At 72.1% G+C, this 25,337-nt stretch carries 25 protein-coding genes; 15 read left to right on the top strand and 10 right to left on the bottom strand.

All coding sequences use genetic code 11. From position 1 onward, the window contains the following. Positions 1-49: 49 nt before the first annotated feature. Positions 50-1,402, bottom strand: a complete 1,353-nt coding sequence (locus IE248_RS15420) for an aspartate aminotransferase family protein (RefSeq protein WP_073797881.1) — start codon at positions 1,400-1,402, stop codon at positions 50-52. A 200-nt stretch (positions 1,403-1,602) separates the two neighbouring features. On the opposite strand from IE248_RS15420, the gene IE248_RS15415 reads away from it, so the two are divergent. The 3 genes from IE248_RS15415 to IE248_RS15405 all read left to right on the top strand — a co-directional run bounded on the left by IE248_RS15415 (position 1,603) and on the right by IE248_RS15405 (position 3,763). Continuing rightward, the gene (locus tag IE248_RS15415) at positions 1,603-2,238 is read left to right on the top strand and encodes a DJ-1/PfpI family protein (RefSeq protein WP_190030975.1); all 636 of its coding nucleotides are present in this window, start codon (positions 1,603-1,605) and stop codon (positions 2,236-2,238) included. Further along, positions 2,231-2,707 (top strand): MarR family winged helix-turn-helix transcriptional regulator, encoded by a 477-nt coding sequence (locus tag IE248_RS15410; RefSeq protein WP_190030974.1) that lies wholly within the window; start codon positions 2,231-2,233, stop codon positions 2,705-2,707. Before IE248_RS15415 ends, IE248_RS15410 begins: the two co-directional genes overlap by 8 nt. A 657-nt stretch (positions 2,708-3,364) precedes the next feature. After that, positions 3,365-3,763, top strand: coding sequence for a nuclear transport factor 2 family protein (locus tag IE248_RS15405; protein ID WP_073797879.1), 399 nt, complete (start codon positions 3,365-3,367; stop codon positions 3,761-3,763). Between the two features lie 7 nt (positions 3,764-3,770). On the opposite strand, the gene IE248_RS15400 is transcribed toward IE248_RS15405, so the two are convergent. Beyond that, positions 3,771-4,274 (bottom strand): HIT family protein, encoded by a 504-nt coding sequence (locus IE248_RS15400; protein ID WP_073797878.1) that lies wholly within the window; start codon positions 4,272-4,274, stop codon positions 3,771-3,773. A gap of 177 nt (positions 4,275-4,451) precedes the next feature. Here IE248_RS15400 and IE248_RS15395 point away from each other — a divergent pair, with 177 nt between their 5' ends. From IE248_RS15395 to IE248_RS15365, 7 genes are all read left to right on the top strand, one after another. Then, positions 4,452-5,405 carry an alpha/beta hydrolase gene (locus IE248_RS15395; protein WP_190030973.1) on the top strand — a complete coding sequence of 318 codons (954 nt, stop codon included), beginning with the start codon at positions 4,452-4,454 and terminating at the stop codon, positions 5,403-5,405. Further along, complete coding sequence (locus IE248_RS15390; RefSeq protein WP_190030972.1) at positions 5,398-6,612, top strand: acyltransferase family protein; 1,215 nt, start codon at positions 5,398-5,400, stop codon at positions 6,610-6,612. Before IE248_RS15395 ends, IE248_RS15390 begins: the two co-directional genes overlap by 8 nt. A 22-nt stretch (positions 6,613-6,634) precedes the next feature. Further along, complete coding sequence (locus IE248_RS15385) at positions 6,635-7,966, top strand: sensor histidine kinase (protein ID WP_229895333.1); 1,332 nt, start codon at positions 6,635-6,637, stop codon at positions 7,964-7,966. Continuing rightward, positions 7,963-8,634, top strand: a complete 672-nt coding sequence (locus IE248_RS15380; protein ID WP_190030970.1) for a response regulator — start codon at positions 7,963-7,965, stop codon at positions 8,632-8,634. The genes IE248_RS15385 and IE248_RS15380 overlap by 4 nt, the downstream gene beginning before the upstream one ends. Positions 8,635-8,770: 136 nt before the next feature. Continuing rightward, positions 8,771-10,063 carry a sensor histidine kinase gene (locus tag IE248_RS15375; RefSeq protein ID WP_078899720.1) on the top strand — a complete coding sequence of 431 codons (1,293 nt, stop codon included), beginning with the start codon at positions 8,771-8,773 and terminating at the stop codon, positions 10,061-10,063. Beyond that, positions 10,060-10,719, top strand: coding sequence for a response regulator (locus tag IE248_RS15370; protein ID WP_037797930.1), 660 nt, complete (start codon positions 10,060-10,062; stop codon positions 10,717-10,719). The genes IE248_RS15375 and IE248_RS15370 overlap by 4 nt, the downstream gene beginning before the upstream one ends. Before the next feature lie 63 nt (positions 10,720-10,782). Further along, a complete protein-coding gene (locus tag IE248_RS15365) occupies positions 10,783-11,985 on the top strand; it encodes a cytochrome P450 (RefSeq protein ID WP_190030969.1) in 1,203 nt (400 codons plus the stop codon). Positions 11,986-12,019: 34 nt separating this feature from the next. Here IE248_RS15365 and IE248_RS15360 read toward each other — a convergent pair whose 3' ends face one another. Next, complete coding sequence (locus tag IE248_RS15360) at positions 12,020-13,612, bottom strand: ABC transporter permease (protein ID WP_190030968.1); 1,593 nt, start codon at positions 13,610-13,612, stop codon at positions 12,020-12,022. After that, positions 13,609-14,505: an ABC transporter ATP-binding protein gene (locus tag IE248_RS15355; protein WP_190030967.1), complete on the bottom strand. Its 897-nt coding sequence runs from the start codon at positions 14,503-14,505 to the stop codon at positions 13,609-13,611. Before IE248_RS15355 ends, IE248_RS15360 begins: the two co-directional genes overlap by 4 nt. A gap of 75 nt (positions 14,506-14,580) precedes the next feature. Between IE248_RS15355 and IE248_RS15350 the strand changes: the two genes are divergently transcribed. After that, positions 14,581-15,060, top strand: a complete 480-nt coding sequence (locus tag IE248_RS15350) for a GbsR/MarR family transcriptional regulator (protein WP_047961074.1) — start codon at positions 14,581-14,583, stop codon at positions 15,058-15,060. A 106-nt stretch (positions 15,061-15,166) separates the two neighbouring features. Here IE248_RS15350 and IE248_RS15345 read toward each other — a convergent pair whose 3' ends face one another. Next, complete coding sequence (locus IE248_RS15345; protein WP_037793147.1) at positions 15,167-15,958, bottom strand: diacylglycerol kinase family protein; 792 nt, start codon at positions 15,956-15,958, stop codon at positions 15,167-15,169. A gap of 184 nt (positions 15,959-16,142) precedes the next feature. Here IE248_RS15345 and IE248_RS15340 point away from each other — a divergent pair, with 184 nt between their 5' ends. Both IE248_RS15340 and IE248_RS15335 read left to right on the top strand, forming a co-directional pair. Beyond that, positions 16,143-17,426 carry an adenylosuccinate synthase gene (locus tag IE248_RS15340; protein ID WP_008741383.1) on the top strand — a complete coding sequence of 428 codons (1,284 nt, stop codon included), beginning with the start codon at positions 16,143-16,145 and terminating at the stop codon, positions 17,424-17,426. A 279-nt stretch (positions 17,427-17,705) separates the two neighbouring features. Beyond that, a complete protein-coding gene (locus IE248_RS15335; RefSeq protein ID WP_190030966.1) occupies positions 17,706-18,977 on the top strand; it encodes a hypothetical protein in 1,272 nt (423 codons plus the stop codon). Positions 18,978-19,055: 78 nt separating this feature from the next. Here the strand turns inward: IE248_RS15335 and IE248_RS15330 are convergent, their stop codons facing one another. Continuing rightward, positions 19,056-19,472: a hypothetical protein gene (locus IE248_RS15330; RefSeq protein WP_190030965.1), complete on the bottom strand. Its 417-nt coding sequence runs from the start codon at positions 19,470-19,472 to the stop codon at positions 19,056-19,058. A 422-nt stretch (positions 19,473-19,894) separates the two neighbouring features. Between IE248_RS15330 and IE248_RS15325 the strand changes: the two genes are divergently transcribed. Beyond that, a complete protein-coding gene (locus tag IE248_RS15325) occupies positions 19,895-20,632 on the top strand; it encodes a GntR family transcriptional regulator (RefSeq protein ID WP_190030964.1) in 738 nt (245 codons plus the stop codon). Further along, a complete protein-coding gene (locus IE248_RS15320) occupies positions 20,629-21,846 on the top strand; it encodes an MFS transporter (protein WP_190030963.1) in 1,218 nt (405 codons plus the stop codon). The genes IE248_RS15325 and IE248_RS15320 overlap by 4 nt, the downstream gene beginning before the upstream one ends. A gap of 23 nt (positions 21,847-21,869) precedes the next feature. Here IE248_RS15320 and IE248_RS37380 read toward each other — a convergent pair whose 3' ends face one another. The 4 genes from IE248_RS37380 to IE248_RS15295 form a co-directional block, all read right to left on the bottom strand. After that, a complete protein-coding gene (locus IE248_RS37380) occupies positions 21,870-22,235 on the bottom strand; it encodes a hypothetical protein (protein ID WP_073774206.1) in 366 nt (121 codons plus the stop codon). Between the two features lie 387 nt (positions 22,236-22,622). Continuing rightward, on the bottom strand, positions 22,623-22,859 hold the full coding sequence (locus tag IE248_RS15310; RefSeq protein ID WP_073774205.1) for a DUF397 domain-containing protein: 237 nt from the start codon (positions 22,857-22,859) through the stop codon (positions 22,623-22,625). Further along, complete coding sequence (locus IE248_RS15305; RefSeq protein WP_190030962.1) at positions 22,859-23,692, bottom strand: helix-turn-helix domain-containing protein; 834 nt, start codon at positions 23,690-23,692, stop codon at positions 22,859-22,861. Before IE248_RS15305 ends, IE248_RS15310 begins: the two co-directional genes overlap by 1 nt. A gap of 530 nt (positions 23,693-24,222) precedes the next feature. Continuing rightward, positions 24,223-25,113 (bottom strand): alpha/beta hydrolase family protein, encoded by an 891-nt coding sequence (locus tag IE248_RS15295; protein WP_037793150.1) that lies wholly within the window; start codon positions 25,111-25,113, stop codon positions 24,223-24,225. Positions 25,114-25,337 lie beyond the last annotated feature (224 nt).

Here is a 25,337-nt window from a genome sequence, read left to right as displayed (position 1 = left end):
CGAGGCCGAAACCGATCGATTCGCGGTCGTTATACGGATGAACCGCCCGCTATCCGGCGACCGCGTGCCGGTCCGCGACCGTCAGCGCCTCGTCGAGGAGCGCCAGCCCTTCCTTCGCCTCCGCCTCGGTGACGGTGCAGGGCGGGACGACGTGGGTCCGGTTCATGTTCACGAAGGGCCACAGCCCGGACTTCTTGCAGGCCGCCGCGAACTCGGCCATCGGCGCGTTGTCGGCGCCCGCCGCGTTGTACGGGACGAGCGGCTCGCGCGTCTCCTTGTCCCGTACGAGTTCCAGCGCCCAGAACACGCCCAGACCCCGGACCTCGCCGACCGAGGGGTGCCGCTCGGCGATCTCGGCGAGCGCCGGGCCGATCACGTCCTCGCCGATGCGGGCGGCGTTCTCGACGACGCCCTCCTCCTCCATGACGTTGATCGTCGCGACGGCGGCGGCGCAGGCCAGGGGGTGCCCGGAGTACGTCAGTCCGCCCGGGTAGGGGCGGGTGGCGAAGGTCTCGGCGATCTCGGCCGAGATGGCGACGCCGCCGAGCGGGACGTAACCGCTGTTCACGCCCTTGGCGAAGGTGATCAGGTCGGGGGTGACGTCCCAGTGCTCGGCCGCGAACCACTTGCCGGTGCGCCCGAAGCCGGCCATGACCTCGTCGAGGACGAAGACGATCCCGTGGCGGTCGCACAGCTCGCGCACCCCGGCGAGGTACCCGGCCGGCGGGGTCATGATCCCGGCGGTGCCCGGCACGCTCTCCAGGATGATCGCGGCGATGGTCTGCGGGCCCTCGAAGGCGATGGTGTCGGCGAGGTGGGTGAGGGCGCGGGCGCACTCCTCGGCCTCGGTGGTCGCGTGGAACGGCGAGCGGTAGAGGAACGGGCCCCAGAAGTGCACGACGCCGGCGGCGGCCGTGTCCGAGGGCCAGCGGCGCGGGTCGCCGGTCAGGTTGATCGCGGCGGCGGTGGCGCCGTGGTACGAGCGGTAGGTGGACAGCACCTTCTGGCGGCCGGTGTGCAGCCGGGCCATCCGTACGGCGTTCTCGACGGCCTCGGCGCCGCCGTTGGTGAAGAAGATCTTGTCCAGGTCGCCGGGGGTCCGCTCGGCGATCAGCCGGGCGGCCTCGGAACGGGCCTCCACGGCGAAGCCGGGGGCCAGGGTGCAGAGCTTGGCAGCCTGCTCCTGGATGGCGGCGACGACCTTGGGGTGCTGGTGCCCGATGTTGGTGTTCACCAGCTGGGAGGAGAAGTCGAGGAAGCGGTTCCCGTCGTAGTCCCAGAAGTACGAGCCCTCGGCCCCGGCCACGGCGAGCGGGTCGATCAGGGCCTGGGCGGACCAGGAGTGGAACACGTGAGCGCGGTCTGCGGCCTTGACGGTCGCGCCAGTGACATGAGGGGTCATGCCGTCACGCTAGAAGTGCGCAGGTGGGGAGTGATATCGGCGGACTGTATGCGGGTCGGGGACCACCCTCGGCACTCTGTCCGCCCGCGCGGCGCCGTACCCGGGGTATGCCCGACCATTGACAGCATCCTGCCGAAATGACAGTCTTCTGTCATAAGAACAGCAGTGGCAGAGCGAGAGCGACTCCGGAGGCGAGCACCATGAGCGAGACCCCGACCCCGCGCAAACCCGTCCACCTCGCGGTCTACGACACGTATGCGGACTGGGAGACCGGCCACACCACCGCGCACCTCACCCAGCGCGGCCACACGATCCGTACGGTCGGCTCCGCCGCCGGAGCGCCGGTCACCACCATGGGCGGCGTCCGCGTCCTGCCCGACCTGGCCCTGGCGGACCTGCGCCCCGGGGACTCCTCCCTGCTGATCCTGACGGGCGCCTCGCTGTGGGACACCGGCGAGGACCTGGCGCCGTTCGCGGCGAAGGCCGGGGAGTTCCTGGCGGCCGGGGTGCCGGTCGCCGCGATCTGCGGGGCGACGGCCGGCCTGGCCAGGGCGGGCCTGCTGGACGGCCGTGCGCACACCAGCGGCGCCTCCTTCTACCTCGCCGGGCAGCCCGGATACGGGGGCGCGGAGAGGTACGTCGAGGCCGACGCGGTCACCGACGGCGACCTGATCACGGCGGGCCCGACGGAACCGGTCGCGTTCGCCCGGGAGGTCTTCGCGCGCCTGGGCGTCTACGGGCCGGAGGTCCTGGACGCGTGGTTCCGGCTCTTCCACGACTCGGACGCGAGCGCGTACCCGGTCCTGATGGCGGCGGCGGAATCCGGCGATGCCTGAGCCGCTGACCCTGCGCGAGAAGCAGGACCTGCTGAGCCGGACGGCCCTCGGGGTGTTCCGGCTGAACGGCCAGTTCCTCGCCGTGTCCGAGGAACTGGCCAAACCGGCGGGCCTGACGGCGGCCCGCTGGCAGGTCCTGGGGGCGGTCCTCACGGAGCCGCTGCCGGTGGCGGGCATCGCCCGGGCCATGGGCATCACCCGGCAGAGCGTCCAGCGCATCGCCGACCTGCTGGCGGCGCAGGGGCTGGCCGAGTACGTCCCGAACCCGGCGCACCGGCGCGCCAAGCTCCTGCGCCCGACGGCGGAGGGCCGCGCCGCGATCGCCCGCATCACCCCGGGCCACGCCACCCTCGCCACCCGCCTCGCGGCCGAACTGGGCGAAGAGGCCTTCGCCCAAACCGCCGAAGCCCTGTCCCGCCTAACGGCGGCCCTGGACACCCTGCACGCCCAGACACCCCCCAGCGCTTAAGGCGCCCCCACCCAACCCGACCGCCCCCTCAGCCCCGCCGCCCCGCCCAGCCCCGCCGGCGTTTGAGGCGCGGGGCCCCGGGGGCCGGCCCCCGCAACGGCGCCGCACCGACACCCCCACCCCGACGGCCCCACCCAGCCCGGCCGCCCCACCCAGCCCCGCCGGCGTTTGAGGCGCGGGGGCCCGGGGGCTGGCCCCCGCAACGGCGCCGCACCGGCACACCCTCCCAGCCCCGCCGGCGCTTGAGGCGCGGGGCCCCGGGGGCTGGCCCCCGCAACGGCGCCGCACCGGCACACCCGGCCACGCCCCCGGCGAAGGCCCGGTCAGATCCAGCCACCCGGCGGAGCCACAGGCAACCTTCGTCCCACCCCCGCCGTCTTCCCCCACCGGAGCCCCGCCCACCGCACTCCGCCGTGGAGGAACCCGCATGGAACCACCGCCCCGCAACCGGCCCCCGACCGCCACGACCGTGTTCCTCCTCCTCGTGGCCCTGGTCGTCGCCGTCGCCGCCTGCGGCTCCGTCTACGCCGTCATGACCGGCAAGCAGACCCGCCGGGGCCCCCTCCCCCCGCGGCCCCCCAGCCCATTTGTGTCGAAGTCAATAAGCCTGCAAGCAAAGCTTGTTGCGTCGAGCGGCCCCATCGCACACTGCCGCACATGGAGCCGTTGAACGTAGTGGCACAACTGTGGGAGCGGATCGAGGCACACGACTGGGACGGCGTGGCCAAGCTCATCGCCGAGGACGCCGTCATCGAATGGCCCGTGAGCGGCGAACGCATCGTCGGCCGCGCCAACTTCATCGCCGTGAACAGCGACGACTGTTACGCGTACACGGACGAACGACAACCCGTCGAGCTGCTCCGCATCCTCGCGGACGGAGACCTCGTCGTCACCGAGGTCGAGATACCTCAGGACCACGTCGTCTACCGGGCCGTCTCCCTCTGGACGGTGCGCGACGGAGAGATCGTCGCGGCCAGGGAGTACTGGACCAGCCCCGGCCAGGACCCGGCCCCCCGCTGGCGCGCGGGCCACGTCGAACCGCTGGTGGCGGACTGACGCGTGCTCACGCGGCCGGGCCGGCGGCTTCCCGGCCGGCGAGCAGGTCGAGCTCCTCCCCGATGGCGGCGCGCAGCGCGTCGTGGCGGGGGGCCAGCGCGTGCCGCTCGCCGCGCCAGTACTCCTCCTCCCCGTACCGCCACACCGGCAGCCGGACGAGGTCGGCGGGCTCCCAGTCGTAGCGGGGCCATACGTGGGCGTGGAGGTAGGGGTCGGTGTTGCCCAGGATCTCGATGTTGACCCGCCGGAAGGCCGGGTCGAGGCGCGCGCAGGCGCGCTCGACGGCCTCGGCGAGCCGTTCCGTGTCGGTGAGGTACGCGAGCCTGCGCGGCCGGGGCAGGTCCGAGAGCCGGGTGACGGCGGGGTCGTCGGTCAGGAGGACCGAGTACCCGGGCAGGAACTGCCGGTCGCCGATCGCGGCGAATCCCGCGTCGAGGCGGCGCATGACGGTGGGGTTCTCGCCCCGGTGCGCGCTGCCGATGCGGTCGCGGCGCCAGTCGGTGTCGATCATTCGGGGACCCTAGCCGAACGCGCCCCGGGCGCCGGTGTTCTGACTCTCAGGTAGCCCTTGTGATACCTGAGAGCTACGGCCAAAGGCGGCTCCGCAGCGTGACGCCGAAGAGGGGGCCGGATTCATAACTTCGGTACCAGAGCAGGACGCCCCTCTGGACCGAAGGAACAACACACCATGACCCGTGCCCGCTTGCACCGCACCCTTCTGGCCGGTCTCGTCGCCGCGGCCGTCGCGTTCCCTCTGTCCGCCGCCGCCTCTTCCCCCAACGCTCCGGCTCCCCAGCCCGTTTCCTTCGCCGCGCACACCGCGCCCCAGGTCCGGTACGCCGAGAACCTCGCGGGCCTCGGCGAGGCGGAGCGAATGGCGCGGGAGGCGGGGCGTACGGGCCGGGCGGCGAAGCTGCGGGAGATGGCGCAGGGCACGCCCGGGGCGTCGCAGGCGCCGCGTTTCCTCTCCTTCGACGGGCGGGGGAAGGGCCGCGCCGTCGAGGTGTTCGGCGATCTGGAGTCCGCCGACCGGGTGACCGTCCTGGTGCCCGGGTCGGACACCACCCTGGACACCTACCAGAGGTTCCGTGCCGGGGCCGTCGCCCTTCAGCAGCGCCTCCAGGCCGAGCACGCCCGCTCCGCCGTGGTCGCCTGGCTCGGGTACGACACCCCCGGCACGGTCAGCGCCACGGTCCTGACGACCGGCCGCGCCGATGAGGCGGCCTCCGCACTGGCGCCCTTCCTGGACGGGTTGGGGGAGTTCACCCCGGCCGGGGCCCGGATATCGGTGTTGTGCCACTCCTACGGTTCGGTGGTCTGCGCCCGGACGGCGACGGGGCCCGAGGTCACCGACATGGTCCTGTTCGGGAGCCCGGGGACCGGGTCCGGCGCCGCCGGCGAGCTGCCGACCGGCGCCCGCATATGGGCGGGGCGGGGCAGCGGTGACTGGATCGGTGGCGTCCCGCACGTCCGGGTCGCCGGGGTCGGCTTCGGCACCGATCCCGTGGATCCCGCCTTCGGGGCCCGTGTGTTCGCCGCCGGGAGCGCCGGGCACAGCGACTACCTCAAGCCGGGCACCACGTCCCTCGACAGCCTGGCCCGGATCGTCCTCGGCACCGCCGCGGAGGCCTCCCATGCGTGAACTCCGTGCCCGCTGGTCCGCGCTCGCGGGCCGGGTGGAGGCCGCCACCCCGGCCGGGCGGGACCGCTCGGTGGACGCACTGCGGGCCCTGGCGATCCTCGGGGTGGTGCTGGGCCACTGGCTGGTCACCGCGCTGACCACCGCCAACGGCGGCCTGAGCACCACCAGTCCGCTGGAGCACATGAGCGTGCTGGCGCCCCTGTCGTGGGTGCTCCAGACCCTGGCGGTGTTCTTCCTCGTCGGCGGCCATGTCGGGGCGCGGAGCCTCGCGTCGGCGCGGGAGCGCGGGGTCTCGTACGGCGCGTGGGTGGGGCAGCGGCTGAGCCGGCTGTTCCGTCCGGTGGCAGCGGTGCTCGCGCTGTGGGCCGTCACGGCGGGGGCGATGCTGCTCGGCGGGGTCGAGCTGAACACCGTGCTGACGCTGCTGAAGCTGGTGCTGTCCCCGCTGTGGTTCCTGCTGGTGTTCGCGGCGCTGACCGCGGCCACCCCGCTGGTGTCGCGCCTGCCCGCGGTGGCGCCGCTGGCGGTGGTGGCCGGGGTCGACGCGTGGCGGTTCGGCTTCGGCGGCGGCCCCGAGTGGCTCGGCTGGGTCAATGTGGCCGCGGGCTGGCTCGTCCCCTACACGCTGGGGGCCGCCTGGTCGCGCGGGGCGTTCGCCCGGCGCACCCCGGCCGCGCTGCTGCTCGGCGGGGGCGCGGCCGCGACGGCCGCGCTGATCCTGTGGGGCGGGTACCCGGCGTCCATGGTGGGTGTCCCCGGGGCCGCGATGTCGAACCTGAACCCGCCGACGCTGGCCGCGGTGGCGTTCGGCCTCGCCCAGTGCGGGCTGGCCCTGCTGGTGCGCGAGCCGCTGGCCCGGGCCATGCGCCGGCCGGGGGCCTGGGCGAAGGTGGCCCTGGTGAACCTGTCCGCCATGACGATCTTCCTGTGGCACCAGACCGCCATGATGGCCGTCACCGCGCTGGGACTGCTGGCGCCCTTCGATCTGCCCGGCCTGCACACCGTGCCCGACTCCCTCGGCTGGACAGCCGCCCGGCTGCTGTGGCTTCCGGTGTTCGCGGCCGCGCTGGCGGTCTGCTGGGCCGCGTTCCGCACGTACGAGCAGGGCGCCCGGCGCCCGAATCCGGCCCGCGCCACCGCCGTTCCCGCCGCTCCCGCCGTTCCCCGCCCCCGGGCGGGGTCCGTAAAGGAGATCAACCGTGTCTAGGAGCCGCCTTAGCCTGGACGGCGTGAAACAGCTGAGCGAGCCCCCCGCCCCCGTCGAAGAACGCACGGTCCGGCGGGTGGTGCCCCGGGAGCTGTTCACCCTGGGGCGCGATCCGCTGCCGAGGATGTCCCGGCCGCGCTGGCTGGCCTGGCTGCCGCATGTGCTCCTCGGCTACGCGGCCATCCCCTGCGGTGTTCTGACGGGGATGCAGCTGAATGACCATTACGGGGTCCTCGGTGCGGGCGTGCTCGGGCTGTCGCTGCTGACCTCCGCATCCGTCCTGCTCAGCATGTTCCGGCCGATCGCCGCCTGGTGGCTCGGTCTCGTCACCGCCGCCCTCATCGCCTGGGCCGTCCACGGGCACGTCGGTCAGGCGCAGTCCTGGCCCTGGACGCCCGCCGGGCCGTTCACGTTCGCGCCGCTGGTCCTGATGGTCGCCCTGCGGGTGCCGCCCCGGGTGACCGTCTGGGTCATCGGGATCACGCTGCTCCTCTCCGGGCTGGCCGAGGCCGTCCTCAGGCCGCCGCAGAGCCAGACGATGATCGCCGCGGCCACCCTCGTCCTCGGGTTCGTGGGGATCCTCGGCTACGCCCTGCGGGCCACCCGGCTGGCCCGCGGCAAGCTCGTCGAGCAGGAAACCCTCACCGAGGAGGAGCGGGCCCGGCGGACCCTGCTGGAGGAACGCAGCCGCATCGCCCGCGAACTGCACGACGTGGTCGCCCACCACATGTCGGTGATCTCCATTCAGGCGCAGGTCGCCCCGCACCTGGTGGAGAACCCGTCCGAGGAACTCAAGGAGAACCTGACGGGCATCCGGGAGAACGCCCTGGAGGCCCTGACCGAACTGCGCCGCGTCCTCGGCGTGCTGCGCTCCGAGCAGCCCGACGATCCGGCGAACCCCCACCACCCGCAGCCCACCCTCGCCGAGCTGGACGGCCTCGTCGACAACGTGCGCGGCGCCGGGCTGGATGTCACCACGACGATCGCCGGCATCCGGCGGCCGCTGACCCCGGGCGTCGAGCTCACCGCGTACCGGATCGTGCAGGAGGCGCTGAGCAACTGCCTGCGCCACGCGCCCGGCTCGCGGGCGGAGGTCGGCCTGGCGTACGGGCCGCGCGATCTGCACCTGTGCGTCGCCAACAGCGCTCCGACCCGGCCGGCCCCGCCCTCGCAGGGTGCGGGGCACGGGCTGCTCGGGATGCGCGAGCGGGCGGGCATGCTGGGGGGCGAGCTGGCCGCCGGCCCGCGCCCCGACGGTGGTTACGAGGTGTCCGCCGTCCTCCCGATGGACCCCCGGACGGATCCCCTTGGCGGCGCCCCCGGCTCCTCCCCCGACCTGAAGAAGGACGCATGAGCACCCCGATCAAGGTGATGATCGCCGACGACCAGATGATGGTCCGGCAGGGCTTCACCGTGCTCCTCAACGCCCAGCCCGACATCGAGGTGGTCGGTCAGGCCGTGGACGGGGCCGACGCGGTGGCGAAGGTCGCCGAGCTCGCCCCGGATGTGGTCCTGATGGACATCCGCATGCCCGGCATGGGCGGCATCGAGGCCACCGCCGTCATCACCGGCGACCCGGCCGGCGCCGTGAAGGTGCTGGTGCTGACCACCTTCGATCTCGACGAGTACGTCTACGAGGCGCTGCGCGCCGGGGCCTCCGGGTTCCTGCTCAAGGACGCGTCGGCCGACCAGCTCGCGGAGGCGGTGCGGGTGGTGGCGGCCGGCGAGGCGCTGCTGTCGCCGAACATCACCAAGCGGCTCATCACCGAGTTCTCCCGGATGGGGGCGCCTCGGGGGCCGTCGAAGGCGAAGCTCGGGGAGCTGACCGAGCGGGAGACGGAGGTGCTGTCGCTGATCGCCCAGGGCCTGTCCAACGCGGAGATCGCGCGGCATCTGATCGTGGCCGAGCAGACGGTGAAGACGCATGTGGGGCGGATCCTGGTGAAGCTGGGTCTGCGGGACCGCACCCAGGCGGCGGTGTTCGCGTACGAGACGGGTCTGGTCCGTCCGGCGGGGTACTGAACGGACCTCGTAGTACTTGAGGGGGATCCGGGGAAATCAGCATCAGCGGCGACGCGGACGACGGGGCGGCCGACCTACGGTTCTGTATGTGAGCGAGACGACCACCGGGGGGACAGCCCGGACACCGGAATTCAGAATGGCTTCGGGGTTGCTGAAGACCCTGCGCCGTGACCTCATCGACGACGCTTTCGCCTTCCGGCCGCTGCCGCAGGCGGTGGCCCGGGGGCCGCTCCTGCGGCTGCTCCCCAAGGGGATACGCCGGAAGGCGGGATGGGCCCCGCATGCCGTGGTGGTCGCGATGGCCGCCATCGCCTTCATGGCGACGGCGACCACGCAGTACACCTTCCTCGGTGATCTGGGCCGGATCCTGACGGGGCTGGTGGCGGCCGTTCCGGTCCTGATGACCCTGGTCCGGCCGATCGCCGCGTGGTGGGCGGCGGTGGCGATGACCCTGCTGCTGGGCGTGCTGGCCGGCCCGTCGCTGACCTGGCCGTGGACTCCGGGCGCCTTCTTCTCGTACATCGCGGTCCTGATCCTGGTGACGCTGCGGACCGGGCCGCGGGTGGCGGGATGGATGTGGTCGCTCACCACGGTGTTCGGCGTTTCCTTCTCGCTGCTGATCGGCAGCCGGTACGACTCCAGCTTCGGGCCGATGTTCGTGGTGTCGGCGATCGCCGTGGCCATCGCGAGCAGCATCCAGATCCGGCGGCACGCGAAGGCGGAGGTCTCCGCGCAGCAGGAGGTGACGGCCGTCGAGCGCGACCGGCGGACGCTGCTGGAGGAGCGCACGACGATCGCCCGCGAGCTGCACGATGTGGTCGCGCACCACATGTCGGTGGTGGCGATCCAGGCGGAGGCCGCGCCGTACCGGGTGAAGAACCCGCCGCCGGAGCTGGAGGCGGCGTTCGTCACCATCCGGGAGAACGCGGTCTCGGCGCTGACGGAGCTGCGGCGGGTGCTGGGCGTGGTGCGCTCGGCGGACTACGAGGCGCCGGACGCCCCGCAGCCGACGCTGGCCTCGCTGGACGGGCTGCTGGCCAATGTTCGGGAGACCGGGCTGGAGGTGGAGAAGACGGTGACGGGTTCGGTGCGGGAGCTGCCGCAGGGCGTGGAGCTGTCGGCGTACCGGATCATCCAGGAGGCCCTGAGCAACACCCTGCGGCACGCGCCGGGGGCGGCGGCCGGGGTGGAGGTGTCGTACGTGCTGGGCGGTCTGGGGATACGGATCGTCAACGGCCCGCCGACCGGGGATGTGCGGCCCTCGCCGGGCGCGGGGCACGGGATCACGGGGATGCGGGAGCGGGTGGCGATGCTGGAGGGGGAGATGACGGCCGGGGAGTCGGCGTCCGGCGGATATGAGGTCGCGGTGTTCATACCGGTCCGCAGCCGGCCGGAGTCCCAGGACGAGCCGGCGGAGGCGGCGCGATGACGATCAGAGTGCTGATCGTGGACGACCAGATGATGGTCCGCGAAGGCTTCTCGGTGCTGCTGAACGCGATGGACGGCATCGAGGTGGTGGGCGAGGCGGTCGACGGCCGCCAGGCCATCGCCCAGGTCGCGGCGCTGGAGCCGGATGTGGTGCTGATGGACATCCGGATGCCGGAGATGAACGGGCTGGAGGCGACGCGGGAGATCGTGGCCGCCGACACGGACGCGAAGGTGCTGGTCCTGACGACCTTCGACCTCGACGAGTACGTGTACCAGGCCCTGCGGGCCGGGGCCTCCGGGTTCCTGCTGAAGGACGCCTCGGCCCGGCAGCTGGCCGAGGGGGTGCGGGTGGTGGCTTCCGGGGAGGCGCTGCTGGCGCCCTCGGTGACCAAGCGGCTGATCTCCGAGTTCTCGAAGCTGTCGGAGGCGCCGAAGCTGGCGGATCCGGCGAGTGTGGGGGAGTTGACCGAGCGGGAGACGGAGGTGCTGGTGCTGATCGCGCAGGGGCTGTCCAACGCGGAGATAGCGGACCGGCTCATCGTCGCGGAGTCCACGATCAAGACGCATGTGAGCCGGATCCTGGTGAAGCTGGGCCTGCGCGACCGCACCCAGGCGGCGGTATTCGCCTACGAGACCCGGCTGGTGACGCCGACGTAGCCGCTCCGGGCCGTCCGGGCCGGGAACCCGCCCCTGACCCTCCGTCGCGTTTAAGGTGCCGGGATGGGCTTTGATCCGTGGGATGCCGCTTTCGTCGCCGATCCGTACCCCGCCTACCGGGAGTTGCGTGAGCAAGGGCGAGCCATCTGGTCGGAGGCGACCGGCCAGTGGCTGGTGCCGCACTACGCCGATGTGAACGCGCTGCTGCGCGATCGCCGGCTCGGCCGGACGTACCTGCACCGCTTCACCCATGAGGAGTTCGGACGCGAGGCGCCGCCCCCGGCGCACGAGCCGTTCCACGTCCTCAACGGGAACGGGCTGCTGGACCTGGAGGATCCGGCGCACGCGCGGGTCCGGCGGCTGGTGGCGAAGGCGTTCACCCCGCGCACCGTGGAGCAACTCGTCCCCTCCGTAAGGCGGATGGCCGGGAAGCTGGCGGCGGGGCTGCTCGCGGACGGCGGCGGGGACCTGCTGACCGCGGTCGCCGAACCGCTGCCGGTGGCGGTGATCGCGGAGCTGCTGGGGGTGCCGGAGTCCGACCGGGGGCCGCTGCGGCCGTGGTCGGCGGACATCTGCGGGATGTTCGAGCTGCGGCCGGACGAGGAGACGGCGCGCCGGGCGGTCCGGGCGAGCGTGGAGTTCAGCGACTACCTGCGCGCGCTGATCGCCGAGCGCCGGGAGCGCCCCGGCAGCGATTTGATCTCCGGACTGATCGCCGCCCACGATGAGGAGGGCCGCCTCAGCGAGCAGGAGATGATCTCCACCTGTGTGCTCCTGCTGAACGCCGGACACGAGGCCACGGTCAATACGACCGTCAACGGCTGGTGGACGCTCTTCCGCCATCCGGACCGGCTGGCGGACCTCAGGCGGAATCCCGAAAAGTTGTCCACAGCTGTGGATGAACTTTTGCGTTACGACACTCCGCTCCAGATGTTCGAGCGCTGGGTGCTCGACGACATCGAGATCGGGGGCGTCACGATCCCGCGCGGGGCCGAGGTCGCGCTGCTCTTCGGCTCCGCCAACCGGGACCCCGCGCGGTTCACCGACCCGGACACGCTGGACCTCGTACGGGCCGACAACCCGCACCTGTCGTTCGGGGCCGGGATCCACTACTGCCTGGGGGCTCCGCTCGCGCGGCGCGAGCTGGAGGCCTCCTTCGGGGCGCTGCTGGCGGACGGGCTCCCGCCACTGCGGCTCGTACGGGAGCCGCAGTGGCGGGAGGGGTATGTGATCCGGGGTCTGGAGGAGCTGCTCGTCGAGTTCTAGCGGGGCCGGCGACCCGCCGGGGCCCCGCGCCGTCCTAGGCGGCCAGGTCCCGGCGGCGCAGGGCGGTCAGAGCCGCCGCCAGCAGGGCCGCCGCCAGCGCCGTCAGGGCGACGAAGGGCGCCCAGGACGGGTCCTGACCGCCCGGCAGCTTCGGCAGGTGGGCGAAGGGCGACAGGTCCAGCACCGCCTGAGGGAGGTTCAGCGCCGGTCCGACCCAGCCCAGGGCCAGCGCGGCGCCCGCCACCGCCCAGGCGGCGACCGCGAACCGCGGGACCGCGCCGTGCAGCAGGGCAGCCAGGGCTCCGATGACCCACACCGCCGGCAGCTGTCCGAGGGTCGCGGCGACCGCCCCGCCGATGTCCTCACCGTGGCCGATGCCCAGCCCGAGCCCGGCCAGCAGCAGGATCAGCGCCGACCCGCCGAAGGCGACGGCCAGATGGCCGCCGGCCCAGCGCAGCCGCCCGACGGCGTTCGCGAGCAGCGGTTCCGCGCGCTGCCCCGACTCTTCGGCGCTCAGGCGCAGTACGGCCGAGACGATGTAGAGGGCGGCGACCATGGCGAGCATCCCGGCCATGGTGGCGAGGAAGGCGTCCGCGAGCACACCCTGACCGGCCTGACCGGCCTGACCGCCCATCCGTTCGATGATCTCCCGGGTCCTGGCGTTGTCGCCGACCAGCTCGGTCGCACCGTCCGTCATCCCGCCGAACACCACGCCCGCGGCCAGGAATCCGAGGCTCCAGCCGAGCAGGGCGCCGCGCTGGAGCCGCCAGGCGAGCGCCCCGGCCGAGCCGAGCCGCCCCCGCGCCGGGCCCGGCCGGGCAGGCAGGAAGCTCATGCCCACGTCCCGGCGGGCCGCCAGGGCGTACGCGGCCACCAGCTGCGCCGCCGAGGCCGCCGCGAACAGGGCGAGCACCCACCAGCGTTCGGCCGCGAAGGCCCGTACGTGTTCCAGCCAGCCGAGCGGCGAGATCCAGGTCAGCGCCGAGCCGCCGTCGGGCGCGCCCGCGTCACCGGCGGCGCGCAGCACGAACGCCGCGCCGATGAACGCCCCGGTGAGCCCCTTCGCGAGCCGCGCGCTCTCGGTGAGCTGCGCCGCGATGGCGGCCAGGGCGGCGAACAGCATGCCGGTGGCGCCTATGCCGAGCCCGAGGGCGAGCGCACCGGCCGCGCCGCGTCCGGCGAGGCCGGCGGTGACGAGCAGGGCGGCCGCCGCGTTGGCGGTCAGAGCGGCGAGGAGCGCGGCCGTCAGCGGGGCGCGTCGGCCCACCATGGCCGCGGAGAGCAGTTCCTGACGGCCCGACTCCTCCTCCTCGCGGGTGTGCCGGACCACGATGACCAGGCTCATGACACCGGCGAGCAGCCCGGCGAAGACCCCGCCGCGCCAGGCGGTCAGGGCGCCGATCGAATCGCCGAAGACCGGGCCGTACAGGGCGCGCAGCGAGCCGTTGGCGGTCATCGTGGCGAGCAGGCGCTCCCGCTCGGCGGCCGTCCCGTACACCGATTCGAGGGAGCCGGGCAGGCTCAGCACCAGCATCGCCACGACCAGGATCCAGACCGGCGCCATGACGCGGTCGCGGCGCAGTGCGAGGCGCAACAGGGCGCCGGTTCCCGCCAGTTGGGTGTTCATCGCACCGCACCCGGGTTCGCGTAGTGCCGCAGGAAGAGCTCCTCCAGGGTCGGCGGGGACGAGGTCAGCGACCGGACGCCCGACTGGGCGAGGGAGCGCAGTACGGCGTCGAGCTTGTCGGTGTCGGCCTGGAGGCTGATCCTCGGCCCCCGGACCTCCACTTCGTGCACGCCCGGCAGCTGGGCGATCGCGCCCGGCGGGCCGGCGAGTTCGGCGCTGATCGACGTACGGGTGAGGTGGCGCAGCTCGGCGAGGGTGCCGCTCTCGACGGTGCGGCCCTTGCGGATGATGCTGACCCGGTCGCAGAGGGCCTCGACCTCGCTGAGGATGTGCGAGCTGAGCAGGATGGTGCGCCCGGCGGCGCGGGCTTCGCTCACGCAGCCCCGGAAGACCTCTTCCATCAGCGGGTCGAGGCCCGAGGTGGGCTCGTCGAGGATGAGCAGCTCGACATCGGACGCGAAGGCTGCGACGAGGGCGACCTTCTGCCGGTTGCCCTTGGAGTAGGTGCGGCCCTTCTTGGTCGGGTCGAGTTCGAACCGCTCGGTCAGCTCGGCCCGGCGGTCGCGGTCGAGGCCGCCGCGCAGCCGCCCGTAGAGGTCGATGACCTCGCCGCCGGAGAGGTTGCGCCAGAGGGTGACGTCTCCTGGGACGTACGCGACGCGCCGGTGGAGCGCGACGGCGTCGGCCCAGGGGTCGCCGCCGAGCAGCTCCGCGGTACCGGAGTCGGCGCGCAGCAGGCCGAGCAGGACCCGGATGGCGGTGGACTTGCCGGCGCCGTTGGGTCCGAGGAAGCCGTGCACCTGGCCCGTGGCGACGGAGAGGTCGAGACCGTCCAGTGCGTGGGTGCGGCCGAACGCCTTGTGGAGGCCGGCAACGCGGATCGCCTTCGTCATGCCCTTGAACGTACGCTACTTTCACAAACTTGTGAAGCTCGGAAATCGCGTAAAGTCGGGAGGGTGGCGGACGACATGGATGTACGGAACGAGGAAGCGGTCTCCCGCTTCGTGGAGCGGTTCGCCGCGCAGCTGACCGAGGCGGGCATGCAGCGCATGGCGGCCCGGGTCTTCGCGCAGTTGCTCGCGAGCGACGGCGGCGCGATGACCTCGGCGGAACTGAGCGAGGCGCTCCGGATCAGCCCGGCGGCGGTGTCGGGGGCGGTGGCGTACCTGACGCAGGTCACCATGGTCAGCCGCGAGCGCGAGCCGGGCTCGCGGCGCGACCGGTACGTGCTGCACAACGAGCTCTGGTACGAGACGTTCACCCGGCGGGACCAGGCGCTGACCCTGTTCGAGAAGACCCTCCGCGACGGCGCGGCCGGCCTCGGCGCGGACTCGCCGGCGGGGGCGCGGATGACCGAGACGGCGGCGTTCTTCGCGTTCCTGCAGGACGAGATGCACGGAATGATGGCCCGCTGGCGCGCCCACCGCGCCACGCTCGACCTCCCCTGACCGCCCGCTGCCGCTCGCGCCCCCCATCGGCGGCGCGAGCGGCAGCGGCAGCGGCAGCGGCAGCGGCAGCGGCAGCGGCAGCGGCAGCGGCAGCAGCGGGCGACCGTCAGCGGGGCAGGGTCAGGCTCCAGGCGGCTCCCCGCAGGGTCCAGGTACGGCGGCGGATGGGCCCCGTCGCGGCCTGGTCGGCGCGGTAGCGGAAGTCCGACCCCGACACCGTCACCGTGGCGGCCCGCTCCGTCACCCGGCGGGCGCCGGACAGCCGGATCACGACCTCCGCCAGCCCGCCCGGCTCCCGCGTCGTCACCGACAGGTCCTCGACCTCGTGGTCCACGTCCGCCAGGACCGCCCCGTCCGCCTCGACCCGCAGCCGGTGCGCCACGCGCACGGTCGGCCCCCCGGCGGGCGACAGCAGCGTGCGCAGCAGCGACCGCCGCACCGTGCGCGACCCGAGCGGCAGGACCCGCAGCCCGCCCAGGACCACGCCGTCGCTGTCGTCCACGAGCAGGTCCCGCGGGTGCGCGACGCCGTCCAGGGCGGCCCGCGCCGCCATGACGGCCGACAGCGGCACGCCGAGCGACCGGGCCAGCCCCAGCGAGCCGACCGGACCGACGGGGATCAGCGACAGCGCCTCCTCCCCCGACAGGTCACGCGATCGGTGCAACAGCGTCACAGCCCGTACCAGCGCTCCGTCGTCCCCCACGATCACGGGCCTGCGATGGCCCCGGCGGGCGAGGGCCCGCGCGAATTCCTCCGGCGAGTCGGGCAGGCAGATCTTCGCCGCCGCCCCGGCTGACAACACATCCTTCGCGATCCGCACAGACTCGCCGTCCAAACGGCGGGCGACCGGGTCGACGAGCACGAGCAGGCCGCCGACCGGCGCGCCCGCATGGCTCATGGTGGGCTCTGGAGCCGACACCTCGGTCCTTCCTCGGGTAGCATCTTTGTGCAAGAGGCCCTTGCGCTATTGCGCCAGGGCCTTCGTCTATTCCGGGGTACCGGTCCGACGGCTCAGCCTGCGGTGTACATCGTCGTACGCCCCCTGACCTTGGACATGCCCCATCCGGAAGAGGTGTACGCCTGTGCCCGCTCTTGTGCTGCTCGGAGCTCAGTGGGGTGACGAGGGCAAGGGAAAGGCCACCGACCTGCTCGGTGGATCCGTTGACTATGTGGTGCGCTACCAGGGCGGCAACAATGCCGGCCACACGGTTGTCGTAGGCGACCAGAAGTACGCACTGCACCTTCTCCCTTCCGGCATCCTCTCCCCCGGATGCACCCCGGTCATCGGCAACGGTGTCGTGGTCGACCCGGCCGTACTGCTGTCGGAGCTCCGTGGGCTCAATGACCGCGGAATCGACACCTCCAAGCTGCTCATCAGCGGTAACGCGCACCTCATTACGCCGTACAACGTGACGCTGGACAAGGTCGGCGAGCGATTCCTCGGCAAGCGCAAGATCGGCACCACCGGTCGCGGCATCGGCCCGACCTACGCGGACAAGATCAACCGCGTCGGCATCCGCGTCCAGGACCTGTACGACGAGTCGATCCTCATCCAGAAGGTCGAGGCGGCGCTGGAGGGCAAGAACCAGCTGCTCGCGAAGCTGTACAACCGCCGCGCGATCGAGGCCGGCGCGATCGTCGAGGAGATGCTCCAGTACGCGGAGCAGATCAAGCCGTACGTCGCCGACACCACCCTGATCCTCAACAACGCGCTCGACGAGGACAAGGTCGTGCTCTTCGAGGGCGGCCAGGGCACGCTCCTCGACGTCGACCACGGCACGTACCCCTTCGTCACCTCGTCGAACCCGACCGCGGGCGGCGCCTGCACCGGTACCGGCGTCGGCCCGACGAAGATCAGCCGCGTCATCGGCATCCTCAAGGCCTACACCACGCGCGTCGGCGCGGGCCCGTTCCCGACCGAGCTGTTCGACCAGGACGGCGAGGACCTGCGCCGCATCGGTGGCGAGCGCGGTGTCACCACCGGCCGTGACCGCCGCTGCGGCTGGTTCGACGCCCCGATCGCCCGCTACGCGACCCGCGTGAACGGCCTGACGGACTTCTTCCTCACCAAGCTCGACGTGCTGACCGGCTGGGAGCAGATCCCGGTCTGCGTCGCGTACGAGATCGACGGCAAGCGCGTCGAGGAGCTCCCGTACTCGCAGACCGACTTCCACCACGCGAAGCCGATCTACGAAAACCTGCCCGGCTGGTCCGAGGACATCACCAAGGCCAAGACGTTCTCGGACCTCCCGAAGAACGCCCAGGCCTACGTGAAGGCCCTGGAGGAGATGTCGGGCGCCCCGATCTCCGCGATCGGCGTCGGCCCCGGCCGGACCGAGACGATCGAGATCAACTCGTTCCTGTAGGACGACCCGGCGGTCAGGTGAAGGGGCGGGGCGCACATGCGCCCCGCCCCTTCGCTGTTGCCGTTCGGTGACAGAGAGCGGATGGTTCCAAGATCGCCGGTGGGCGAGGATGAGCACATCGCAGCAGCCCGGGGGAAGAACGAGAACACCGGCCGAGAGCGACATCCCGCACCACCCGGCCGCTCGGCCGCACCTTCTCTTTCTCTCTTCCGCTTCGCTGCGCCCGCGGCCCGCCGCCGTCCGCCGCAAGCCCTCGTCGATTCCTTGGGGGAGTCCGCCATGTCCGCTCGCACCGCCATCACCGCCACCGCAGTCGTCGCCGCCGTCGCCGGTACGGTCCTGATGCCGCTGTCGGCCTACGCCGCGCCGGCCACGGGCGGCGCCCCCGCGCTGCGGATCGAGCTGGGCGCCCCGGTCCCGAGCGGCCCGCTCACCCGCGGCGGTGCGACCGAGAGCTTCGACCTCACGGTCACCAACCCCGGCGACAAGGCGGCCCCGTTCCACCCCTGGCTCCTCGGCAACCTCGGCAGCCCGATCGCGCTCAAGAAGACCGACGTCGTCTTCAAGGTGGACGAGATCAACGCGCCGGACACCGCGTCCTTCATCGGGCAGCAGGACGGCGGCTGGCAGGGCGTGTTCCACCCGGCGGGCAAGAGCCTCTCGGCCGGCTTCGAGGTCCCGGCGGGCGGCAAGCTGAAATGGAAGGTCACCGTGGGGCTCGGCAAGGGCTACCCGGTCAACAGCGACGCGTTCGAGCTGCGCGCCAACACCACCTCCCACGAGCTGGCACCGGACGGCCAGGCCTCCCTCACCCTCAAGGCGGCCCCGGCGACGGGCCCGGCCGCCAAGCTGTCGACCCACTTCGAGGACAACGGCTCCTGCGACGGCGCGAAGGACGCGAGCCTGTGCAAGCAGCTGAACCTCTGGTACCGGCACGAGGGCGTCGCGTTCAGCTCCGACCTCGTCACCCGCCTGACGGTGAAGTTCCCGAGCGACGTCAAGAACCCCGACACCCAGGTGCGCGTGATGGTCGGCGGCAAGTGGACCGACGTCCACCCCGACCGCAACGGCGACTTCATGCTGCCGAAGATGCCGAAGGACTTCGACGGCGTGTCGGCGGACACGTTCGCCCTCCAGGTCAAGCTCGGCCCCAAGACGCAGATCACCCGGCCCACCCTCGTCACCCTGCAGGCGGGCGTCGCCCTGGACGAGAAGAAGGTCGAGTACATCTCCACCACCGCCACGGACTTCAAGCTGGCCCCCGCCAAGCAGGCCACCACCAAGCCCGAGCAGCCGAAGACGGAGCAGTCCAAGCCCGCCAAGCCGGCCGGCTCCACCACCACTCAGGTGTCCCAGACCGCCTCCTCCTCCGCCGTCACCCCGGTCACCGCGCCCGCGGGCGGCACCCCGCAGGCCTCGGGCTCCCTCGCGCACACCGGCTCCGACTCGAACACCGGCCTCTACGCCGGCCTGGCCGCCGTCCTCGTCGCCCTCGGCGGCGCGGCCGCCTGGCTCGGCGCCCGCCGCCGCGGCGGCGCCACCCGCGCCTGACGTACGCGGAAGGGGCCCGGCACACGTGGTGCGTCCACGCTGTGTGCCGGGCCCCTTCGTCGTACCGGGGTCCCGGCGCTACGGAAGATCGGCCCGCCCGAGCCACCCCGGCCGCTCGGGAACACCGGCGTCCCAGGGCAGGGGCTCCGGCTCCGGTACGGGCTCGGGTGCGGGTACGGGCTCGGGTGCCGGCTCCGGGGCGGGGGCCGGGGCCGGGGCCGCGCTGTCGTACAGCTGCTCCGCCACGGTGAAGCGGCAGTGGAAGACGTCCCACATCCCGTCCAGCACCAGCAGGAAGCCCTCGCCCTGCTGGTACAGCACCCGCCGCTTCACGTTCGCGGGATGCGCGGGCTCGAAGGCCTCGGCGCGCCGGCGCAGCTCCGCGAACGCCTCGTCCCGCGTTCCGTCCACGTGCCCCAGTACCCCGGCGGACCACATCCGCCCGGTACGGCCGTATCCGAGATTCTGCTCGACGAGCAGCCCCCACCTGGCCATGCGTCCCCCTTCGCCGGTGCCCGGAAGGTCATTGTGCCGGGCGGGTCCGGGCGGCCGGATTCACCCGAACGGGATCAAGCAGCCGAGGTGTTGGGGCCGCCCGCCGGCCAAGGGTGTTCACCGGTCCGACCCGTCCCGTCAAGGGCGCTCGCTGCGCTCGCGTCGCTTCGCGATGGCCTTCGGCCACCCTTGACCGGCCGCGCCGGCCCGGCAGGCACAAACGCCTGGCGGACGGCCCCAACGAAAGGACGCCCAGGGGGTTCCGTTCCTCCTGACCGGGACCTCGTCATGTGCCCGGAAGCCGCGGGGCGCACGGGCTCGGAGCGTATTTCTACTCCAGCAGCTTTTTGCAGGTGGAGTAGCTTGCCAACGCCCCTGGAAATGACCGGCTGCCGCAGAGCAGGACGATCGGAGGACCATCGATGCCGCGAGAGGCGCCGTACCTCGCCGTGGCCGACGTCCTGCGCGCGCGGATCCTCGCGGGAGAGTGGGAGATCGGGGAGCGGCTGCCGTCCCGGGCGCGGCTCGCCGTGGAGTACGGGGTCGGGCGCAACGTCATGCAGAGGGCCGTGGACCGTCTGATCATCGACGGTCTCCTCGAAGGACGCGCCGGCTCGGGCACCTACCTCCGCATGCCGCGAGAGCGCCTGCGGCTGGTCCGCTCGCGGCACCACGAACGGCAGGACAGGAGGGAGCGGGGCAGGGCCGACGCCTGGGACTCACACAGCCAGGTGCGCGTCCCGGCCCCCGAGACGATCGCCGAGCGGCTCGCGATCAGTTCCGGGGACCTCTGCGTCCACACGCACTACGAGTTCCTCGCCGAGGGGCAGCCCGTCCAGCTCTCCGCGTCCTGGGAGCCGATGGCCATCACGGACGGAACGCCGATCGTGCTGCCCGAGCAGGGGCCCCTGGCAGGAAAGGGGGTGGTCGAGCGCATGCGTTCCATCGGGGTGGTCATCTCGACCGTGGTCGAGGTGCCGCGCCCGGCCCGTGCCACCCCAAGACAAGCGAACCTCCTGGGGATCAGCGTGGGGGACCTCGTGCTCCAGATCGAGCGAACCATCTTCGACACCGACGGACGCCCGGTGGAAACGGCCGACATGGTCATTCCGGACGCGCGCCGGGAAGTGGTCTACGAGTTCGGAGTCGGCCTTCCATGAGGCTCGGACTCTTACGCGATCGGGATTTCGGGCGGTTGTCCGCCGCCACGGCGCTCGGCCAGCTGGGCGACCGCGTCATCTTCCTGGCCCTGCCCCTGGTCGCCATCGCCGCATTGCGCGCCGACGAGTTCCACGTGGGACTGCTGACCGCGATGACCTCGGCGGGATCGCTCCTGGTCGGATTGCCCGCAGGCGCATGGGTGGACCGCATGCGGAAGCGATCGGTGATGATCACCACCGACCTCGCTCGCGCGCTGCTCCTCCTGACGGTTCCGGTGGCGTCCGCGGCCGGCATTCTGACCATCTGGTGGCTCTATGCCATTGCCCTGGTCCACGGAGTACTGACCGTCTTCTTCGACGTCGCGTACGTCAGCTGTCTCCCGCACGTGGTGGGACGCGGCCGTCTCGTACAGGGAAACGCGAAACTGTCCGCCATACGCTCGGTGACCAGCATCAGCGGGCCGACGGCGGCAGGACCGCTGATCAGCCTGGTGGGGGCGCCTGCGACGCTCTTGGTGAGTTCGGCCGGGATGGCCATGTCGGGGCTGCTCGCGATCACCATGCGCACACGCGAACAGAAGCCGGAGCCGAGTGAGCGGCCTCAATTGGTACGGGAGATCAAGGAGGGCCTGAAATTCACCCTCCAGCACCCTTCCCTACGAGCGATTCTGGCGGGGGACGCGATATTCAGCCTCTCCCTGGCCATGTACCAGACCATGCTGCTGGTCTTTCTGGACCGGGAGATCGGCCTCCAGCCCTCCGGCATCGGCCTCGTCTTCTCGGGAATGGGCTGCGGTGCGCTGCTGGGCTCGCTCCTGGCAACCAGACTCGCCAAGCGGGTCGGGCCGGGCCCGGTCATCTGGATGGCACCGCTGATCACCTGCCCCTTGACCGCACTCATGCCCTTGGCCCGAGCCGACTGGAGCGTATGTGCGGCCGCCATCGGGCTCGCGGCGCTTTCACTGGGCGGAGTCGTCCGCGTGGTGGCCCAATCAAGCCTCCAACAGGCCCTGACACCGGATCGACTTCTCGGCCGGATGAGCGCAACAGCCCGCTTCTTCTCCTGGGGCGGCATTCCCCTCGGCGGCCTTCTGGGCGGCATCTCGGGCTCTGCGATCGGAGCGGCGGGCACCTTGTGGATCGGCGCGGCGGGCATGACGCTGAGCGCCCTCCCCACCTTCCTGTCACCGCTACGAAGGCCGCCCCGGCCGTAGTCACGGCCGGGGCGGCGGGGGTGTCAGTGGACCGAGACGACCTGGTAGTCGCCCCAGCTCTGGGTGGTGTTGATCCAGGCGTTCTTGTAGTAGAACCGCCCGCCACCGCAGTTGGCGTACGAGTACGCGGTGACGTCCACGCTGTTCTTCCACCACCAGCCACCCAGCGGGGTGGAGTTACCAGGGCTGATGTTGAAGCAGTGGCCCACGTACGAGCCGTTCTGGTTGGTGCCCCCGATGTACACCGACCTGGCGCGCCCGGAGGCGTCGTCGATCTGGATCTGCTGCCCGTTCGTACCGGCGAAGGCCGACCCGGTGCCGGCGATCAGGCCGGCGCCCGCCACCGCGACGGTCACGGCTGCGGTCGCCATCTTCCTGCGGATCTGCATACTCGTCCCCCTGAACTCAGGCGCACTCTCGGGCGCCTTGTTGATCATGTGCAGGAGCAACTTTCTCCCGCCGACCGATGCCGTCGCAAGCCGAGCCGTCGACGGAATCGTCCCGATTCCGTCCCCGCTCTGTGACAGCCCTCGGCCGGGCGCCGCAGCGCGGCGGGTGAGGGAGGCGCGGACCGTGGCGCGAACCGGTGTGCCGCCCCGCCGCCCTCCCCCCGGGGGGCCGGACAGTCTGTGGCATTTCGGGGCGGGCCGGCCGGTCAAGGGTGGCCGAAGGCCATCGCGAAGCGACGCGAGCGCAGCGAGCGCCCTTGAGGGGCCGGCCCGGCCCGAGAGGACACTCGGACTGACCGGCTCCCCGGGGGCCCCTTCCCATCCCGCCTAGCGGGCGGCCCACCCGGCGAAGTCCGCCCAGGCCGTGGGCGCTACCGCGAAGGCGGGGCCGAGGTTCTTGGAGTCCCGCACGTGAATGGCGTGCGGACAGGTCGCCACCTCGACGCAGTCGGCTCCGCCGCTCGGGCTGTAGCTCGACTTGCGCCACTCGTAGGCGACTTCGATGCAGTCAGCGCCGCCGCTGTCGCTGTAGCTCGACTTGAACCATTGCAGGGTGCCGCTCATTACTCTTCTCCCGCCAACCGCTCGATGAGGCCCAGCGACTCGTCTGGACTGAGGGCCTGCGCCAGGATCTTTGCATACCGCCGGCAGTAGCCGCTTACCTTTGCCGGGTGGCTGATCAACAGGCTTTCCTCCTGGGGCTCCATGTAGACCACCCGGGTGTGGTCAGGCGTTTCCACCAGTTTCATCTCGCCGTAGAGACCGGCGTGTTCCCCACACCGCCCCTTGTCGAGGGCCAGCACCTGCAACGTGACGTTCCGGCGCCGCGCACAGCTGATGAGGTGCAGCAGCTGCTCGCGCATGATGGCTCGGTTGCCGACCACCCGGTGCAGGACGGACTCCTCGATGACGAGCTCGATGTGCGGTAGCGGCGCCCGGTCAAGGAGGGCCTGCCGGGCCATCCGGGCGGCGACCAGTTCGTCGATCCGCTGGTCCGACAGCGGTGGATAGCCACCACCGATCAGCGCGCGGGCGTACGCCTCGGTCTGGAACAGCCCGTCGATGACGAGCGTGACGTACGAGGAGATGCTGACCGCTCTCTGCTCCAGCATGGCGTAGTCCTTGAACTGCGACGGGTACTTGTCCAGCAGGACCAACTCGCGCGCCACCTCGAAGACACCGAGCCCATCACCGATGACGGCTTCGAGCTTGATCAGCATCTCGTCGCTCGCCGGCTGCGCCCCCGTCTCCAGTGCGCTGATCGCCGCCGCCGAGTAGCCGAGCATCGCACCCAGCTCTTTCTGAGTCAGCCTCTCCCGCTCGCGGAACACCTTCGCCAAGTGGGACACCAGACGTGTCGCCCCACCCGCCGACTCCTTGTTGGCCGCCTTCGCCACAGGCCCACCTCACTCAACCGGACACAACCAGACACAACCGATTCGCGGCACAGACCTACCGATTCGGCGGTAGAGGCCGACCCCTGGAAAACGGTAGACCTGAACCTTCAAGCTGGTCCCATGAACACCGAAAGTCACCGCCGCGCGGTCCCCAACTCCTTCTCCCCCAGCTGGGTTCCGGCCACCGGGATCGGAATTCGCAAGGCAGGAGTGCTATTTGACGCCCTACGCGTGGACGGTGACACCGGACGGGATCTCGCCGATCTGCTCGTCACCCTCACGGGCGGTGACCCCGGCCCGATCCTCACGCAGAGCAACGGCCGCAGGCCGGTCTACTTCCTGATCCCCGTCGGCAGCGCCGCGTACCGGATCTGGCCGCCCGGATTCACCCGGCTGGCCTCCGGGCCCCGCCGGTCCACGTACATCCCCATCCCCGCCCTCGACGGCTCCTGGCCCCTGGCCTGGCGGTGCAGGCCGACCTCCGAGGACCGCTTCGTGCACGCCCTGCTCCTGCACCGCGCCGCCGGGCTCTACCAGGCCAGCTGCGAGATCTCCTCCGAGACCACCGCGCACGCGTCCGCCGCCGGGTCGATCAGCGGGAAGTGCCCGACCCCGTCCAGCAACGTCAACCCGACCAGCTCGCCCGCCTGAGCCGCGGCCGCGACGTACGACTCCGCCACCCGCTCCGGGACCACGATGTCGTCCCGCCCCTGCACCAGGGCCGTCGCGATCCCGGTCGGCAGCAGCGCCGCCGGGTCCGCGTACGGCAGCCGCCCCGCGAAGTACTCCTTGCCACCCAGCAACTGGGCCGACGCCCCGCCGCACACGCCCAGGTCCTCCGCCACCGCGAAGTCCGCGATGGGAGCCAGCGCCACCACGCCGCGCAGCCGCGGCGGGGAAGGCAGCCTCCAGCCGGACGGAGCGTCGGCCGGCAGGACGTGCCGGGCGGCCGCCCACAGGGCGAGGTGGCCGCCCGCCGAGTGGCCCGTCACCACGACCCGGCGTACGTCCGCCTGCGGCAGCGCGCTCTCCGCCAGCCCGGGGAGCGCGTCCATCGCGGCGGCCACGTCGTCGAAGGTCTCGGGCCAGCGCCCGGCCACCGGGCCCTCGCCCCGCTGGCGCGGCAGGGAACTCCCGCGCCGGTACTCGACATTGGCGACGGCGAAACCCCGCCGGGCCAGGAAATCCGCGAAGGGAGTCACGTGCTGCCGGTCGTACGGGGCCCGCCAGGCGCCGCCGTGCAGGAGGACCACCAGCGGGGCCGACCCCATGGCGTGCGTGGTGTCGCCGCGCGGGGCGTAGAAGTCCACCACCTGGTCGGGATGCTCCCCGTACGCGACGCTCGCGTCGGGCTCGACCGGCGGATGGGCGAAGGCCGAGGCCGCCTCGGCGGCGTCCCGTTCGACTGCGGGGTCCGTCATCGGCTCGACCTCTCGGTAACGCGTGGCACAAGGGTGGGACAAGGGAGGCCGGGGCACCGGGGGACACGGGTTCCGGTGTCCCGGCAGAGCGGGACCGTATCAGGCCGGAACCCGCCACTCCGGGGCCGACCGAGCGGGTTCACGCCCCCCGGGCCGGGCGCGGACGGACGCGGGCGGAGCCGGAGGCCCCGCCCGCGCCGGAATCACCCGGTGAGGTGACGTTT

This window comes from Streptomyces goshikiensis, assembly GCF_014650555.1.
GTDB classification, from domain to species: Bacteria; Actinomycetota; Actinomycetes; order Streptomycetales; family Streptomycetaceae; genus Streptomyces; species Streptomyces goshikiensis.
The sequence above is the reverse complement of the archived record's forward strand: the minus strand, read 5'-3'. Positions and strand labels throughout refer to the sequence as shown.